The following is a 16728-nucleotide window of genomic DNA, read 5'->3' as shown; positions in this document are numbered from 1 at the left end:
TACCGGCCTGAAAGTGTCATAAACTCGCACAGTTTCACATTTGCAGCCCGCATTTTTACTACATAACCCTTCAACATTGGGCCAAAAAGGGGCGACGCCCCGCGCCGGGGGGGGATTGGCGCGAGGCGTCTTTAACCGGCTCGGGGGGGAATTGAGCCGGGGCGGCCTCGCAGTCTGTTTCTAAAAAGAACTAGAAGGGGCCAGCCACGTCCAAGTATTACATATCCCGAGGAATCTGCAAATACCTTTTAAAGGATTTAATGCCCAATATGTTCGATGTCACGATATTCGATGTCACGTCTCCCCGAGCCCGACATCCATGGGGAAGCTCAGAGTCTATGAACACCGGCGAGAACAGGGCTTCAACAACGCCGCAGCCGCACGTTTCTACGGACACACGCATCACGGAAGATGCCCCCGCCACCGCTGACGCTCGCGTCGCTGCGTTCTTTGACCTGGATAAAACCATTATTGCCAAGAGTTCGGCATATGCATTCAACAAGCAGTTCCTCGAGCGTGGCATCATTTCGCCGACGGACATGCTGCAGATGGCACTTAGCCATGCCCTGTACATGTCACAGGGACACGATGAGGTACAAATGGAGGCCACACGCGAGCAGTTTTCCGCTCTTATCGCTGGTCACAGCGCCAGGGAACTGCGCCAGGTAGCCATCGAAACCCTAGAGCAGAACATCACGCCGTACATCTACGCCGAGGCGCTGGACCTCATCCGTGAACACCGCGCGCAGGGGCACCAGGTGTTTATTATCTCGGCATCGGCTCGCCAAATCGTTGAGCCCATTGCGCAGGCACTCGGTGTCTACAACGTGGTGGCCACGGAGCTGGAGGTCCGCGACGGGGTCTTCACCGGCGAAACGGAGTTCTTCTGCCGAGGCGAGAACAAGGCCGTGCAGATGCGTCGGATAGCGAAAAAGCACCAACTTGACCTGGCCGAATGCTTTGCGTACTCGGATTCCATCACTGATGAGCCCATGCTGGCTGCAGTCGGCCATCCCGTTGTGGTCAATCCCGATCGCGCTCTGCGCAAGATTGCGGCGGAGCGTGAGTGGCCTGTGCGCCAATTCCGGAATCCCGTCCCGCTGTTTCGCGCGCCGTCGAAACGCAATGCTGCAATTCTTGCCGGCGTCACACTAGCGCTTGGCGCGGGTGCGACACTGTTGGCACTGCGCAAAAACGACGACGAGCCAAAGGCCGACTAACCCACCATCCAGCAGCCGGCCCGCCTACACCGCTTCGGCGATACCGCGCGCTTCCACGGCACCGGCCTTCAGCCCTTCCAGATGCAGGAGAATCCACGCACGCAGGCCATCGGCGCTTCCCGACGCGAACCCCTCTGCGGCCTCGAAATACTCCTGGCGGTGGCGAGTCCAGTAGACCTCGGGCACGGCCAAGCCACGCGGATCCAGGCCGGTTGCGACAGTCGTCAGCCGCGAGGCGGCGCGGGCGATGATGCCGTTGTGGTACTCAAAGGGGCGCAGAGTCAGCAGCTCACCGTGCACAATCGCCGAAAGCACGCCAGCGTGGATTTGGCTGCGGCCAGTGATGAAGTCACCGAGCACGTGCAGACGCTGCTCCTTCATCGCAGACGAGAGCTTGTCGTCACCAACCGGACGCCCGGCTTTCATCCGCGCCTCGGAACCGTCTTCAGTCTCACCTGCGGGCGATGCGTTCAACGCAAACTTGGCCAGCACCTGCTGCGGAGCACGCTGCCACACGCGGGTGGTCTCACCAATTGACTCCGGGGAAATGGTGTCCGCAACTCGCAAGGCTGCGGCGAGCACGGGGTCGGTGATGTTGCCGTCGTCGGGAAGCGCTGGCTCGCCGCCCTCTAGCCACGCCGATGCCCGAGCGCCACGAAGCACCGACTCGGAGCCGGTGACGTTGTGCTTGCGCAGGTTGGCCTTGTGTCGGTGGACGGCCTGGATAGCCTTGGCCGCGACATCAGCGGCGTGCGCAACGCCGTCGAGCTGCCAAAGGGGCGCGAGGGGATCCTTGGGATCAAGCTGAAGGGTGGCAGCGGCGGATTCCTCCACCGCTGCGGACGCTCCCCCTGCGCCGGAAGCACCGTCAGCACCGCCAGCGCCACCAGCAGATGCCTTCGCCTGCGCTGCCTCACGCTCTGCGCGCTTCTTCGCCGACACCGAGGACACGCCCAGACTCATGCCAGCTAGGCCACCTTTTCCGGCGCCCACACCATTGCCAGCACCGGCACCAATTCCATCGGCTCCACGCACGTTCTCAGGCTGATTGTTCATATCCCACACCCTAATTCTTCACCGCTAAGTAAGTGACAAACTTATATAGAAATGGTCAAAGATGAGAAAAACTTCAACGAGTTCTTGGCTTTTTCGCCCTTGTGGCGCGCTCTCCCCACAATGAGAGGTAGTATGGCAGTTTGTAACTGCAGTTTTAAAGTTTCAAACCATCTTTTCCAACCATCTGCGTAGGAGGAAGTACACGTGAGCAACGACGATACGAAGGGTCTCTTTACCGACGGCACCGAACCGCGTGTTACCGCTATCCCGCTGAGCGATGTGGATAGCAACGCTTCGGGCGATGCCAGCATCGGCCAGCTCGTGTCTAATGCTTCTACGCAGATTTCCGCTCTGGTTCGCTCTGAGATTGAGCTGGCCAAGGCTGAAATTGCTGGCGAGGCTAAGAAGGGTGCAGTTGGCGGTGGCTTCTTCGCGGTTGCCGGCGTCGTCGCGCTGTACTCCTCGTTCTTCTTTTTCTTCTTCCTCGGCTGGCTGCTGGATCTTTGGCTGCCGACTTGGGCTGCATTCCTCATCGTTTTCGTTCTGATGCTGGTCATCGCCGGTGTCGCGGCACTGCTGGGTCTGAAGAAGGTCAAGTCGATCCGCAAGCCAGAGAAGACCATCGAATCGGTGCAGGAACTCAAGACGGTCGTGCCGTCGGGGTCCGAGAACAAGTCTTCGCAGTCGAACGGTCTGTACACCTAAAGGCTTGAAAGAAAATGGGCGGGACTTTGTCAGTCTCGCCCATTTTGTCTTATTTAGTCTCGGTTTAAGCCCTTCGGATAAGGTATTTTCCCCTTATGACCTCCCTCAGCGATTCCCTCACTGGCCCCTGGCGTCATCGTCTCATTCACGTCCGCGGCCAGCGCCTGCACATCGCCGAGTGCGGCCGCCCCTCCGATCCGCTCGTGCTGTTCATTCACGGCTCGACTGGCGGTTGGTTTGAATGGCGCGAGGTCTTGCCACTGCTTAACGACGACTCGGGCGACCCCCTCCCCGTGCACGCGGTGGCTATCTCTATGCGTGGCTACGATCAGTCCGACCGCACCCCGAATGGCTACGACCCGTTTGAGGCGGCCCAGGACATCGCCTCGTCGATTCGCTCATTGGGGCACTCGACCGCGCTGCTGGTCTGTCAGGGGTTCGGCACGTGGGTGGCGTGGACGTTGGCTTCGCGGCAACCGAACCTTGTCGCTGGAATCATTGGTTGCGGTGCCGCGCATCCGAAGGTGTGGCTCAACCAGTTGAAGAGCCCGTGGTCGGAGGACTTCCGCAGCAGTCTGGCCCCGCTGCTGCGCCGTTCGTGGTGGGACGCGCGCCCGAGGATGCCGCGGTTGCGTCGCAATAAGCTCAGCACGCAGGCGGCTGAGGCTCGCCAGCAGCGACTCATTGACCGCATTGTGCGCGAGTCCATGTCCACCGCCGGAGAGGGATTTGCCGAGACCCCACAGGGGCAAGAGACCGCGGAACTCATGGCTGACAGTCTGGCTAGTGGCGCCCTCCGCCCGGCCCTGGCTCACATGAACTGGTGGACACGGCCGGCTCCGGCCGCTTTCCGCAAGTGGTTAGGCGCGATGGAGGGTTCGTCGAAAAGCGATGAGCGCACTGTGCTGCTCGTCGGCGAGCAGGACACGCGTACCCCACGTGCGCTGGTAGAGCTCAGCTCCGCCCATGTGCGCGTCGTGCCGGACTGCGGGCACTTCTTGCCGGTGGAGAATCCGCAGGCTGTGGTGCAAGCAATCAGCGACCACTTGGACTGGTTGCCGGAGGGGTCTTAGGCTCCGGTTCAGCTGAAGCTAGCCAGTAACTTCCCTGCAGCTAGGGACCCCCCCCGGACTTGCCACTTACCCCGCCACGCACTGCTGCGTGCTAATGACCCCGTAGTTATCCATCGCCTCATCAATGTGCGGCTGCACCTCAGCGTGCGGTAGCGCGTAACCAGTCTGGTCATTGTTCACACCAGCACCGAAGACCAGACCCAGGATCTGGCCTTGTGGCGTTATCAGTGGGCCACCCGAGTTACCGTGGCGTACATCCGCCTTCAGAACATACGACTGGCGCTCGTGCCGAGTCGACGAATAGATGTCCGGACCGCGAATAATGATGTTCTCTGTCACGCGCGCAGGCGTGGCTTTAAACGGACCGGACTCGGGAAAGCCCAGCACTACCGCATCATCCCCCGGACGAGCTTCCTGTTCAGCCCACTGCATGGGTTCCAGCGGCAGATCGGTGGTTCGGAGCAGGGCGACGTCGTCAAGCGGATCGTAGTGCACGACATTTGCGTCAGCCATGCCGACCACGGTTTCCAGCCGAACAGTAGTGGCGCCAGCGACCACGTGCGCGTTGGTCAGAATCAGATCCGGTGCGATGACAAAGCCCGTGCCCTGCAGCAAGCGTTCGCACTGTGGGGCCTCACCTAAGACGCGGACGATGGACGGTCGAATGCTGTCGACGACGCCTTGCGAAATCACATTGGGGTCAACGGGCTCATCGGGGACGTTCTGCTTGTGGCCGAATGGCGGAGCGATGGCAGGCATCCCATCATCGCGGAGCTGACGGACGATGCCGCTGAAGCCGTCGCTCCATTCGCCAGGCGCGACCTGATCAATGAGGTTCATGCCCTTGGACTCACGCACCCAATCGGCGAATTGTCCGGGCACGGCTGTGGCCAGCGGCACAGCAATCATCCATGTCACTACCAGCGCCGTCACGGACTGCACAATGGCACCGAGGCTGGAATCCAGACCGACCGCCAGCGGCGAGCGAATGGTATTCCGCAGCGACTGCCCCGTCACTGTTCCCACCGCATGACCGATCAGGGCAAGCAGAATAACCGTGCCAAGGCCCAAGAGGACCTTCCCCGACTGGTTTTCTACCTGCGTCATCGCCAACGGCGCCAAGGGCACACCAATAACCAAGCCCAGGACAACACCCAAAATGGCCATGACGGACGACACCGCACCCTGGTGCCAGCCGACGACGAGCGCGAAAACGAAAATCGCCAGCAGCGCAACATCAAACACAGCGATTGCAGGCATCATCGTCGGCCTCCCTTCAATATGGACAGTTTTTCACCATTAGCGGAACGCGCGAGCACCGGCAAAAGTTTCTGCACGTTGGTCTCGTCCCACGGTTCCGACCAGCCGGCCACGTCCAGCAAGTAGGACAGCACGCCGCCGGTGAAGCCCCAGACAACGAAGTCACCGACCTTAAAAGCCGGCCCTGTCCAGCCGTGATAGCCGAGCATCATGCGGTTGTCCGGATTTGTCAGGTGGCTTATTGGCACATTGAGCACCGATTCCGTCTCTCCCGGGTCGACTACACGCAGCGGATGCGGTGCATGCCAATACGCCAATACCGGATTGACCGCGAAGCCCGTTCGCGAAATATCAATCGAGTTCAGCACCCGCACCGGCGTCACCGTCTCTCGGTTCAACCCGGTCTCTTCCTCGGCTTCACGCAACGCGGTATCGACCTCATCCACGTCCTCAGGGTCAACGCGACCGCCCGGAAACGCCATCTGACCTGCGTGCTTACGCAGCGTTGTCGCTCTGTGTGTGAGCACCACACTGGCATCCTCCGGCCGCTGGTGCGCCTGCGCATCACCGCTGAGCAGCACCAACACCGCGGATCGCGCAGGATTTCGCAACGGTTCCTCCTGCGTCGATGAGTCTCGCCGCAACTTCGCAAACGCGCGCTTCACGCTTGACGACGCAACGGAGCGCCCGGCCACCTGCTGCTCCGAGTGACCTGTTGTGGCGTGGTTGGTGCTGTTGGTGCGACCTGTGGTGGAGTGACCAACCGCAACGCTGGCTGCCGCGTCTTGATCAGCTGTGGCGTAATCAGCGCTGACCAGATGCGGCGGCAAACTATTGGTCAGCCACTTCGGCAGATACAACCCCGAGCTTGCGTCGCGATTCCACGCTTGTCCCTGAGTCACTTCAATGCACCTCGCACGAGATCAGTAATCTGCTGTGCATCGGTGAATTCACCCGGATGCATGGCCGCCACCGTGCCATCTTCCCTAAACACCACAGTGATGGGAACAACTCGCGGAAGATTCAACACTGGCCCGATTACGTCGACGGTGTCCGAATAGGTCGGCAGATTCACTCCGATTTCCCGCAGGAAGGCCTGGCCACGCCCTGCCTCACGAGCCGCGTGCACCGTCACCACCTGCACATCTGGGTTGTCCTTAGCCCATTGCTCGATAAGGGGCAGCTCTTGGCGACACGGCGCACAGTTCCATGCCCAGACGTTCAGGACGGTTGGCTTGCCCTCGACGACCTGCCCCATGTCCACCAGTTCCGCTTGGTCGGCCTCGTGGTCTTGGCCTGCTGAGTCGCCCTGCTCCGTCAACAGCGGCAAGCGCACACCACTCAGCGAGCCGCTACCCGCTACCACTGCGATTTCGTCCTTCGACATTGCGGGCGCTGCGGGTTCGTCCCCCGCTTCGCCAGCACCGCCAACACCACCAGCATCATCCACCCCCACACTCACACTAGCTCCGGACTCACCATCATCGGTCTGGCCACTGCCGCCAGTGGTGTTCACAATCGCGAAGATCACCAGACCCACAATGCTAATTCCCGCGATGAGCAGAGTAATCAGCGATGCGCGACGATTAACGTCCGCCTGCCGGTCCTCATTGCGGCCACCATTGTGACTACGACCGTCCTGCTCATTCACAAAAAGTGCTCCTCGACTAGTCCTGTGTCGCTGTGGTGTTGCGCGCGCTGTGACCGTCGTCAAGCGCGGAAAGTTCCTTCCCACTGTAGCCGTCATTAAGACCGGCCAGGTAGAGAAGCCATTCCCTGTCGTCTGACTTAATCAACTTCTCCGCAGTCTCCGGCTCCGCCGGGCCCGCCACGCCATATGACGGGCAATCCGCCGCCAAGAAGCACGCCCCGCACGCCGCCCGGCGCGAATGGCACACCCGGCGACCGTGGAAAATCAGCCGATGCGAAAACCAGGTCCACTCCGCGCGCGGCAGCACCTCCATCATCTCGTGCTCCACGCGCACCGGATCCTCCTGCGCAGTGAGCCCCATGCGCCGCACAAGGCGCCCAAAATGCGTATCGACCGTCAATCCCGGCACCCCAAAAGCATTTCCCAACACCACATTCGCGGTCTTGCGGCCAACGCCCGGCAGCTTTACCAGCTCCTCCAACGTGCCCGGCACCTCGCCGCCGTGCTGTTCCATCACCCCCTGGGCAAAGCCGATGATGTTCGCGGCCTTATTCCTATAGAACCCCGTCGGCCGAACGAGCTCTTCGACTTCCTCCTGGTTCGCAACCGCCAAATCGGCTGGGCTGGGGTACCTAGCGAACAGCGCCGGCGTGGTCATATTCACCCGCACGTCCGTGCACTGCGCGGACAGAATTGTCGCCACCGCGAGCTCATACGGATTACGAAAGTCCAGCTCACAGTGCGCATTCGGGTACGCCACCGCCAGAGTGCGATTAATCCGCCGCGCGCGCCGCACCATCCCCAGACGCGTCTCCTTCCCCCGCGCCGCCGGATGCGCCCCCACCGCCCGACGTTTCTTCGACGTCAGGGTCCCCTGCGGGTGCGTGGGCTGAGGTTTGCTTATCGACGATGCCTTGCCGGTCGTATCCATGGTCGTAGTGTATCGGCTACCCCGGATTGCAATTAGTGCGCGTACCTTTCGTCATACCTTTCGCGGACGGGATCCTTAGGTTCGCCAGAGATGCGGATGCAACCAGTTGAAGCTCGGGCGCAATCGGTCAGAAAAGTCGAAAAAGGTCACGACCAACCACAACTTGGAACACCGTTAGCGCATTGCTATTTAGAAATACACAGTTCAGAGGCTTTTCACCAGAATTCTCCACAGGAGCAGTGACTCTTTTGCTACAGTGGTGCTTATCACATCTTGGTGACGGCGTAGTTTTGGGATGCATCTATAGAGGCGATTTGTCGTGAAATTCGCCCAGGGATGAACCTGCCTTGAAAGCTGGCAGCGGCGTTACCGGGAAAGACCGAAAGTAGTGGGATGGGGCAGATTCTCTTCCTGTTTGACCACTGCAGTCTGTAGTCGAGTGTAAATTTGGTGGCTGCTGGCCTGTGTTTACGGTGGTTAGCGGCCCAAGACAGGAGAATTTTACCGTGGATGACGTCAAGGAGATTCTCTCCCGGGCCGGTGTATTTCAGGGAGTCGACCAGGAGGCTGTGCAGGCCTTGCTCGGCGAGCTCGAGACGGTTCGCTTCCCGCGTGGAACCACCATCTTCAATGAGGGCGAGCCGGGTGATCGGCTCTACATCATTATTGATGGCAAGGTGAAGCTGGCTCGTCGCTCAGCCGACGGTCGTGAAAACCTGTTGACCATCATGGGCCCGTCCGACATGTTCGGTGAGCTCTCCATCTTCGACCCGGGTCCGCGTACGTCTTCGGCAGTCTGCGTCACTGAGGTTTCCGCCGCATCCATGAGCGCCGATCAGCTGCAGGAATGGGTTGCCTCCCACCCAGATGTTCCAGCCCAGCTGCTGCGCATGCTGGCCCGCCGCCTGCGTCGCACCAACAACTCGCTGGCTGACCTCATCTTCACTGATGTCCCTGGCCGTGTGGCCAAGTCTCTGCTTCAGCTCGCTAACCGCTTCGGTGTTCAAGAGGGGTCCGCACTCCGTGTGAACCACGACCTGACTCAGGAGGAAATCGCACAGCTCGTCGGCGCCTCCCGTGAGACCGTTAACAAGGCTCTGGCAGAGTTCGCCCACCGTGGCTGGATTCGCCTTGAGGGCAAGTCCGTGCTCATCTCCGATACGGAGCGTTTGGCTCGACGCGCACGCTAGCTTGTTGCGCTTGTTGCGCTTGTTGCGCTTGTGGTGCTTGTGGCGCTGCCCAAACGACTCACATCCCGCAGCCTCTGCTTTTGGTTCCTCGGTTCCCGTAGGAGCACATGAAACGCATGAGGCTCGCGGGATTTTTGTTGTCTTCCCCGCTGGCCTGCCATGCTGGCCCCACCCCCATTGGCCGAATTATGGCCAAGTTTGGCGCACTTATCGATGCGTCCCGCTTTTTCTGCCACTCATCGACGCTTTCCCGGCACCTATCGATGCACCATTCACCGATTCCTCCCCGCATCAATCACTTGTCGATGCGCTGTTCACTTATGCGTGCGCTATAGCTCATCGACAAGTGGATACCTCATCGATACGTGATTGAGCTGGCCCCGACTAGGCCATGCCACCGCCACGCATAGCTCAAAAGTGACCTGTGGCTCGAGAATAACGTTCGGCCGCGTATACAAAGCCATATGTTCACTTTCGAGCCATAGGTTATTTTTGAGCCATAAGTCACAGACTCAGCCCAGCACAACCACAGCCTCCCCCAACCCACCCCAACCAGCACTAGCCCAAAACCGGCCCAAGCAAAACAAAAAGCACAAAACAAAAAGCGCGCAACCTGCAGATGCACATGCAGGTTGCGCGCTAAATTATGCGGGCACTAAAACCGTGCCCCAGCCCGAGCTCGACCCAAGCCAGGCAAAGCAACAGCCAAAGCCCAAGCCAAAGCCCAGCAATTACTCCCCGTGATCGCGCAGATAGCGCAGGGTCACACGAGTCGACTGCTCAGCAGCATGACGCAGCACCGGATCGACATCGGTGTAAATCTCATCCACAATCTGGTCGACCGTAGCTTCGTCACCCAGCTTGGCAACGGCGTCCTTTACCTGCTGCAGGCGCAGCTTGCGACGCTCAATGTACTTCTGCGTCATAACAGTGATGTCCGGCAGGTCAGCGCCATGACCAGGCAGCAAACGAACGCCCTTGCCGCGCGAATCCAGCATTTCCAGGGTTTCCATGTACTTACCCAGGTCGCCGTCGGTCTCCGAGATCATAGTGGTGTGGCGACCAGCGATAGTGTCACCGGTAACGATGCCTTCAACATCGTCTTCGCCATCACCGCTGTGAATGAAGAAGCAGACGGAATCAGCGGTGTGACCGGGGGTTGCCACGACCTCAATCTGCGGGGTCACTCCGTCGAGGGCGATACGTTCGCCGTCGACAAGCGGATCCTGACCTCCCGCACAGTACTGAGACTCCAGCTCACGAATCGGGGCACCGGTGAGCTGGCGGAAACGTGCGGCGCCATCAGCGTGGTCGCCATGACGGTGCGTCAGCAGAATCAACGCAACGTCGCCAGCATAACGCTGGAGGACGTTCAAGTGTCCCTCGTCCTCCGGGCCTGGATCGATGACAATGCTACGACTATCCCCCTCAGCCTTAATAACGTAGGAGTTCGTGCCCTCCAGCGAAGAGTAGCTGGGGTTCGGGCAAAGAACGACGCCCACAGACTGAGAAATCTGACGCAGTTGGCTATACGCAGGATGCTCCATGTCCTCTATCCTACGTGGTTGCGCAATCCGGGGAGCGCGCTGCGTCCTCCAAATCGGCTCATTTGGGTGTAAGCACGCTTCACGACGTCCCGGAGAACGCAGCATCCTCGCTGCTCACGGCAGCCAATACAGTAGCTACTGGGCTACTTCAACGATGATTTCGACTTCCACGGGAGCGTCCAGCGGAAGCTGATTGACCCCCACTGCAGAGCGGGCGTGTTGACCACATTCACCGAAGACGTCGCCGAAGAGCTCGGAAGCTCCGTTGATAACGCCCGGCTGACCAGTGAATCCGGCGGCGGAGTTGACGAAGCCGACGACCTTCACGATGCGGGTGACATTGTCGAGACCGACCTCCGCATCGACTGCGGCCAACGCGTTCAAAGCGCAGGTGCGGGCGGCCTCCTGGGCCTCCTCGGCAGTAACCTCTGCGCCAACGTGGCCGACGTGGGTGAGCTCGCCGTTGACGAACGGCAGCTGACCGGAAGTGAAAACGAGGTTGCCCGTGCGTGTTGCGGGAACATAGGCCGCAACCGGCGCGGCAACCGCAGGCAGGGTAAGCCCCAGGCCCTCGAGAGCCTGGGACGGAGTGCGAGATTCAGAGTTGCTCATTTAAATTAAGCCTTTCCACGGTGACTAGGGCCGGGCGAATAAAGTTAATCAGTCTTCGGGCGCTTGAAGTAACCAACGTGATTTTCGCCGGTCGGGCCGGGGAGAACGGTGACGAGTTCCCAGCCGTCCTCACCAAAGTTGTCCAGGATGGCCTTGGTGTTGTGAATGAGCAGCGGTGCGGTGAAGTATTCCCATTTAGTAGTCATGGAAGCTACTTTATCTGTCCCCCAGCCTCGCGCGCTGGGGGTTCAGTTTTACTTCGGTTTTACCTGGCCCCTTAGCCAGCTTGACTTTTTACTTGGCCAGCTTTGCCTTGCGCTGAGCTGCGTACTGCTCAGCGTAGAAGTCGGCCCACGAAGTAATTTCCGGGTGCTCGCGCAGCATTGCGCGGCGCTGACGTTCAGTCAGGCCACCCCAGACACCGAACTCGACGCGGTTATCCAGAGCGTCGGCACGGCACTGCAGAACCACTGGACAGTGGCGGCAGATAACTGCGGCCTCGCGCTGTGCGGCACCGCGAACGAATAACTTATCCGGGTCAATATCGCGGCACTTAGCGCGCGGGACCCACTCCTGACGATCGCGGAAGCTCTCCACTCCGAGCTCATAGCCTGGCGTAGCAGCAGTGCGGTTGCGATCTGGAATCGTGGCGGTCATTGTAGCCTCCTCGTGCCTGCGATTTCGTTATTTCGGAATAGTTTCAACTAAATAGTGCTGAAATTTTGTTGTAAGTCTATTCACACCATCCAAATAATGTCGATTGGGTCACACTGAGAGGGTGGACGTGGCGCAGCTCTAAATACAACACTGCAGGTGGGACAACTTTTTACCGCAAAAGCACGGGGGTGATTTGCGTCACTATGGAAATCTTTTTCCGGAAACCACCACACGACGAGTTGCCCGGTATTGTAAGAGAACTCGCAGAACTCACCCCCGCTCGCCAGGCGTTTTACTGGGGTCACAGGACATACCTCTGAGTGAGATTTCAAAAACCCACTTCGGCTCAATCCGCCCTACCTTGTAGTGTGATTGCTGTGAATAAAGGTTCGACGCTGTTCAAGCTCTCCGTTGCCACTGTGTTGGCTGCGTTGATTACGGCCAGCGCCCTCTTTCCTCTGGTGGGCGGCTCGGCCTACCTCGTCGCACGCACAGCTGATGAATTCGCGTCGGCATCACGCTCGGTAATTTCTAAGGACGCACCAGGGGTCACCACTATTACGGATCGGGATGACCAGCCAATTGCGTGGCTCTATGATCAGCGACGGATTAATGTGCCATCGGAACGCATCTCACCAGCCATGAAGAACGCGCTGGTCAGCGTGGAGGATAGGCGCTTTTATGAGCACTCTGGTGTGGACTGGAAGGGTACTGCCCGTGCGGCAGTAAAGAACTTCATGTCTCAGTCGGTGCAGGAAGGCGCCTCCACGATCGAGCAGCAGTTGATTAAGAACCACACGCTGCTGGTGGACGCACAGTCGGAATCGGAGCGCCGCGCTGCCACTGCCACGGACTATGGGCGCAAGATCCGCGAAATCCGCATCGCGCTGGATCTGGAAGATGAGCTAACGAAGGACGAGGTTCTCACCAAGTACCTGAACTTGGTTCCCTTCGGCAATGGCGCTTTCGGCGTGGAAGCTGCAGCTCAAACCTACTTCGGTATTCCTGCGGCCGATCTGAATCTCCCCCAGGCCGCGCTGCTCGCGGGCATGGTGCAGCAGTCCTCCGGGCTCGATCCGTATACGAATCCGGACGGTGCTCATGCACGGCGTAACGACGTGCTTGCGGCCATGGAATCCACGGGGGCAATCAGCCATCAGGAGGCACAGGACGCCAAAGCTGCTGATCTCGGTATTCTCCCGGAGCCCCAGCGCCTACCGCAGGGTTGCATCGCGGCGGGCGATCGCGGTTTCTTCTGTGACTATGTGGTCTCTTACCTGGAGAATCACGGTATTGAAACCGAGAAGCTCAAGCGGGGTGGCTTCCATGTGAAGACCACGCTGGACCCGCGTGTTCAGGACAGCGTGCAGGAGTCTTTGCGTCAGCAGGCGTCACCGACTGCGAACGGCGCAGCCGAGGTCATGAGTTTGCTTGAGCCTGGGGATGACTCCAGGAAGTTGCTCGCGATGGCGTCGTCACGCGTGTACGGCCTCGATGCGGAGCACATGCAGACCGTGCAGCCGCAGCCGTTTACGCCGGTGGGCAATGGCGCGGGCTCGATTTTTAAGATTTTCGCGGCGGCGTCGGCAGTGGAAAAGGGATTGGGTGTTGATACCCACTTCCCAGTGCCGCGTCGTTATGAGGCCTCCGGGCTGGGCACCGGTGGCGCAGATGGCTGTCCGCCGGGCCTGTACTGCGTGGAGAACGTAGGTACTTTCCCGCCGTCGATGTCGCTGCGCGAGACGCTCGCACGGTCGCCGAATACGCCTTTTATTCAGATTTCAGAGCTGGTCGGTGTCGAGGGCGTGATGGACATGGCCGTGCGTCTGGGCATGCGCTCATACACGGATCCGGGCAGTTTTGACGGTGAGTCCTCGGTGGCGGAATATGTCTCAGAGCATAAGCTCGGCTCGTTCGTGCTGGGGCCGACGTCGGTGAATAACCTCGAGCTGTCCAATGTCGCTGCCACTCTGGCCAGCAACGGTCGTTGGTGCGAGCCCTCCCCGATTGAGTCCATCACGGACTCCAAGGGCAATGAGGTCAAGCTGAATGTGCCACCGTGCGAGCAGGCAGTGGAGCCGGGTGTCGCGCACGCGATTGCCAACGCACTCAGCAATGATGCCACCGATGGCACGGCAAAGGATGCCGCGAAGGAGCTGAAATGGGAAGGCCCGGTAGCGGCCAAGACCGGTACCACCGAGTCGAACCAGTCTGCGGCGTTCCTGGGCTTCACCGGCGGTTTGGCTGGCTCTGTGTACGCCTACAATGACACCCCGACGGTCACGGAGCTGTGCACGTCACCGCTGCGCCAGTGCCCGAACGGCAACCTCTTTGGCGGCCGCGAGCCCGCACGGACATGGTTCGGCGCAGTCGGCCCGATTATCGAGGACTACGGCGGAAAGAACCTCCCACCAATGGATTCGGACTACGGCCTGGGCACCTCAATCACCCAGATGCCAAACGTCGTGGGCATGCAGAAAGCCGAGGCAAAGGACGCCCTCAAGAAGGCCGGCTACAAGGTAGAGGAGCGCACGGTGTCCCGCACGGGCGAGTCGCGCGGAATCGTGGTCGGGCTGGATCAGCCGCCGCTGCTTCTCAAGGGCGGTACCGTCACCATTCGCGTGGCCGATGGCACTCGCCGCCCGGCACCGCCACCACCTCCGCCGTCGTCGCCACGGCCGGAATCGACGACGTCGCGGCCGGATCCACTGCCGCAGTTGCCTCGTCCAAACACTCCGCCGGTGCCGGACTTGCGGGATTTGATTCCGCTGTTGCCGTTCTAAAAGCTGCCGTTCTCGAAGCTACGGTTCTAAAAGCTGTCGTTTAAAAAATGGCCGCGGCAACTTACCAGAAGTCACCGCGGCGCTTTTAAAACCCCGAAAGGGCGCACTAGCCCTGCAGGGCAGCCTTAACGGCCTCGGAAAGGCGCTTGCCGTCAACCTGGCCAGCGGCCTTTTCCTTGGCCACCTTCATAACCTGGCCCATGATCTTCATGCTCGGCGCATCATCGCCAGCAACCTCGGCCACGGATTCCGCGACGAGGTTCTTCACGGCGTCGTCGTCAAGCTGTTCCGGCTGGTAGCGGGCGAAAACCTCTGCTTCGGCGAGCTCGGCGTCGGCGAGCTCCTGGCGGCCGTTCTCGGTGTACATCTCAGCGGACTCGCGACGCTTCTTGACCTCCCGCTCAATCACACGCAGCACCTCTTCATCGGTGAGCTCGTGCTTGGAGCCGGAGACCTCCTCAGTCTGGATAGCGGCCTTCAGCATACGCAGCGCCGCAACGGTTTCCTTGTCGCGGGCCTTCATCGCGGCGGTCATATCGGAGACAATTGTGTTCTTCAGTTCACTCATACGCCCTAGATTACCGCTGTAGTTGATAGTGTCTCTGTCATGACATCGCGCGCTTTTTCCAACCGAATTTTGCGGTCTACCGCAGCTCTCGCCACGCTCGGCTTGACGACGTTCATCTACGCGAACCAAATCGAATTGCGCGCATTTAAACTCCACCGTGTGCAAGTTCCCGTGCTGGCACCCGGCACGCTCGCCCGGGCGGGAAAGCGCGAGGGTGAGCCTTTCCGGATTCTGCATGTCTCCGACTTCCACATGCTCCCCGACCAGAAGTTGAAGCAGAAGTGGGTTGCCAGCCTCGATGCTCTGAACCCTGACCTGGTGATTAATACCGGCGACAACCTGGGAAGCGACAAGGCCGTTCCCAGTGTCCTCAACGCGCTCGGCCCCCTGCTGAACCGTCCGGGTGCCTTCGTGTTTGGTACGAATGACTACTTCGCGCCGCGGCCTGTCAACCCGTTGAAGTACCTGACGGGCGAGAAGCGCAAGCCCTCGCGCGTCGAGCTGCCGTGGCGCGGCATGCGCGCTGCGTTTATTGAGCACGGTTGGCAGGATGCCACCCATGCGCGGCTGGAGTTTGTAGCAGGCGGCGTGAAGGTGACGCTGTCCGGCGTGGATGACCCTCATCACGAGTTGGAGGATTATTCGCAGATCGCCGGCGCTCCGAATGCGGATGCCGACATCGCTATCGGCTTGTCGCACTCCCCCGAGCCACACGTGTTGGACGCTTTTGCGGAAGATGGCTACGACCTGGTGCTTTCCGGCCACACACACGGTGGCCAGGTCTGCCTACCTGGCGGGAAGGCCATCGTGACCAACTGCGGTATCGACCGTTCGCGAGCCTCGGGGCTGTCGCGCTGGACCGAAAAGACATGGCTGCATGTCTCTAATGGCCTTGGCACTTCCCCTTACGCCCCGGTGCGCTTGTTCTGCCGCCCATCCGCGACCTTGATTGAGGTTGTGGAGCGGGATTCGTAGTTCGTAGGGTGCGACAGGGCCTGGGGCTTGCCCCCCCCCCCCACAGCCCGTTAAGCAGGCGTTTTGCATTCTTGCTCGGCGTCGGGCTAAAGTAAGTCCTCGCAAGCACAGCACTGAGACGTATGTTCCCAGTTCGTGTCTGTGGCCTCGGGGTATGGCGCAGCTTGGTAGCGCGCTTCGTTCGGGACGAAGAGGCCGTGGGTTCAAATCCCGCTACCCCGACCAAGTAAAAACCCTCTCTCACCTGGAGTTATCCGGGCGAGGGAGGGTTTTGTCATTGGCTACTTTCCGCTGCCATTCAGGGACGCTAGACAAAAAGCGTGCCTGGTTCTCAAGGTAGTGACTGGTCAGGCGCCAACTTCGGCAGCACCACAGCCCGGGGTTACGTGGCAAAACTGACAGCCCGAAAAATCCGAGGCTGCAAATGTGAAACTGTGCGAGTTTATGACGCTTTCAGGCCATTTTTCGGGCCATTTTTGACATAAACGCAGTCAGTAACT

16 protein-coding genes and 1 tRNA gene are annotated in these 16728 nt (G+C 59.9%); 7 read left to right on the top strand and 10 right to left on the bottom strand.

The features are described from left to right. The first annotated feature begins 338 nt into the window (after positions 1-338). On the top strand, positions 339-1220 hold the full coding sequence (locus ADA16_RS03290) for an HAD family hydrolase (protein ID WP_048759168.1): 882 nt from the start codon (positions 339-341) through the stop codon (positions 1218-1220). A 24-nt stretch (positions 1221-1244) separates the two neighbouring features. Here the strand turns inward: ADA16_RS03290 and ADA16_RS03285 are convergent, their stop codons facing one another. Continuing rightward, on the bottom strand, positions 1245-2276 hold the full coding sequence (locus ADA16_RS03285; RefSeq protein WP_082150640.1) for a hypothetical protein: 1032 nt from the start codon (positions 2274-2276) through the stop codon (positions 1245-1247). A 204-nt stretch (positions 2277-2480) separates the two neighbouring features. Here ADA16_RS03285 and ADA16_RS03280 point away from each other — a divergent pair, with 204 nt between their 5' ends. Continuing rightward, on the top strand, positions 2481-2981 hold the full coding sequence (locus ADA16_RS03280) for a phage holin family protein (protein WP_048759167.1): 501 nt from the start codon (positions 2481-2483) through the stop codon (positions 2979-2981). A 95-nt stretch (positions 2982-3076) separates the two neighbouring features. After that, the gene (locus ADA16_RS03275) at positions 3077-4054 is read left to right on the top strand and encodes an alpha/beta fold hydrolase (protein WP_048759166.1); all 978 of its coding nucleotides are present in this window, start codon (positions 3077-3079) and stop codon (positions 4052-4054) included. Positions 4055-4120: 66 nt separating this feature from the next. On the opposite strand, the gene ADA16_RS03270 is transcribed toward ADA16_RS03275, so the two are convergent. From ADA16_RS03270 to nth, 4 genes are read right to left on the bottom strand one after another with little or no spacing between them, the layout of a single operon-like run. Continuing rightward, positions 4121-5317, bottom strand: coding sequence for a MarP family serine protease (locus ADA16_RS03270; protein ID WP_048759165.1), 1197 nt, complete (start codon positions 5315-5317; stop codon positions 4121-4123). Next, entirely contained in the window at positions 5314-6216 is a 903-nt protein-coding gene (locus ADA16_RS03265; RefSeq protein ID WP_048759164.1) for an NUDIX hydrolase, read from the bottom strand. The genes ADA16_RS03270 and ADA16_RS03265 overlap by 4 nt, the downstream gene beginning before the upstream one ends. Beyond that, the gene (locus ADA16_RS03260; protein WP_048759163.1) at positions 6213-6965 is read right to left on the bottom strand and encodes a TlpA family protein disulfide reductase; all 753 of its coding nucleotides are present in this window, start codon (positions 6963-6965) and stop codon (positions 6213-6215) included. Before ADA16_RS03260 ends, ADA16_RS03265 begins: the two co-directional genes overlap by 4 nt. A gap of 16 nt (positions 6966-6981) precedes the next feature. After that, positions 6982-7896 (bottom strand): endonuclease III, encoded by a 915-nt coding sequence (nth, locus tag ADA16_RS03255; protein WP_065421322.1) that lies wholly within the window; start codon positions 7894-7896, stop codon positions 6982-6984. 506 nt (positions 7897-8402) lie between these two features. Here nth and glxR point away from each other — a divergent pair. Beyond that, a complete protein-coding gene (gene glxR, locus ADA16_RS03250) occupies positions 8403-9086 on the top strand; it encodes a CRP-like cAMP-activated global transcriptional regulator GlxR (RefSeq protein WP_048759160.1) in 684 nt (227 codons plus the stop codon). Between the two features lie 731 nt (positions 9087-9817). Here the strand turns inward: glxR and ADA16_RS03245 are convergent. From ADA16_RS03245 to ADA16_RS03235, 4 genes are all read right to left on the bottom strand, one after another. Further along, entirely contained in the window at positions 9818-10633 is an 816-nt protein-coding gene (locus tag ADA16_RS03245) for an MBL fold metallo-hydrolase (protein ID WP_048759157.1), read from the bottom strand. Positions 10634-10768: 135 nt separating this feature from the next. Beyond that, complete coding sequence (locus ADA16_RS03240; RefSeq protein WP_048759152.1) at positions 10769-11245, bottom strand: RidA family protein; 477 nt, start codon at positions 11243-11245, stop codon at positions 10769-10771. A 44-nt stretch (positions 11246-11289) separates the two neighbouring features. Then, positions 11290-11451 carry a hypothetical protein gene (locus ADA16_RS11220; protein ID WP_141744780.1) on the bottom strand — a complete coding sequence of 54 codons (162 nt, stop codon included), beginning with the start codon at positions 11449-11451 and terminating at the stop codon, positions 11290-11292. A gap of 88 nt (positions 11452-11539) precedes the next feature. Continuing rightward, on the bottom strand, positions 11540-11902 hold the full coding sequence (locus ADA16_RS03235) for a WhiB family transcriptional regulator (protein WP_048759151.1): 363 nt from the start codon (positions 11900-11902) through the stop codon (positions 11540-11542). A 368-nt stretch (positions 11903-12270) separates the two neighbouring features. On the opposite strand from ADA16_RS03235, the gene ADA16_RS03230 reads away from it, so the two are divergent. After that, positions 12271-14685, top strand: a complete 2415-nt coding sequence (locus ADA16_RS03230) for a transglycosylase domain-containing protein (protein ID WP_048759148.1) — start codon at positions 12271-12273, stop codon at positions 14683-14685. A 106-nt stretch (positions 14686-14791) separates the two neighbouring features. On the opposite strand, the gene ADA16_RS03225 is transcribed toward ADA16_RS03230, so the two are convergent. Beyond that, positions 14792-15253 (bottom strand): GatB/YqeY domain-containing protein, encoded by a 462-nt coding sequence (locus tag ADA16_RS03225; protein WP_048759147.1) that lies wholly within the window; start codon positions 15251-15253, stop codon positions 14792-14794. A gap of 39 nt (positions 15254-15292) precedes the next feature. Between ADA16_RS03225 and ADA16_RS03220 the strand changes: the two genes are divergently transcribed. Further along, positions 15293-16228, top strand: a complete 936-nt coding sequence (locus ADA16_RS03220) for a metallophosphoesterase (RefSeq protein ID WP_048759145.1) — start codon at positions 15293-15295, stop codon at positions 16226-16228. 148 nt (positions 16229-16376) lie between these two features. Continuing rightward, positions 16377-16453, top strand: a tRNA-Pro gene (locus tag ADA16_RS03215). Positions 16454-16728 lie beyond the last annotated feature (275 nt).

Origin of the sequence: Corynebacterium vitaeruminis (genome assembly GCF_001054325.1) — a bacterium.
In the GTDB taxonomy this organism is placed as follows: Bacteria; Actinomycetota; Actinomycetes; order Mycobacteriales; family Mycobacteriaceae; genus Corynebacterium; species Corynebacterium vitaeruminis_A.
This window is presented reverse-complemented; position numbering and strand designations above follow the sequence as displayed.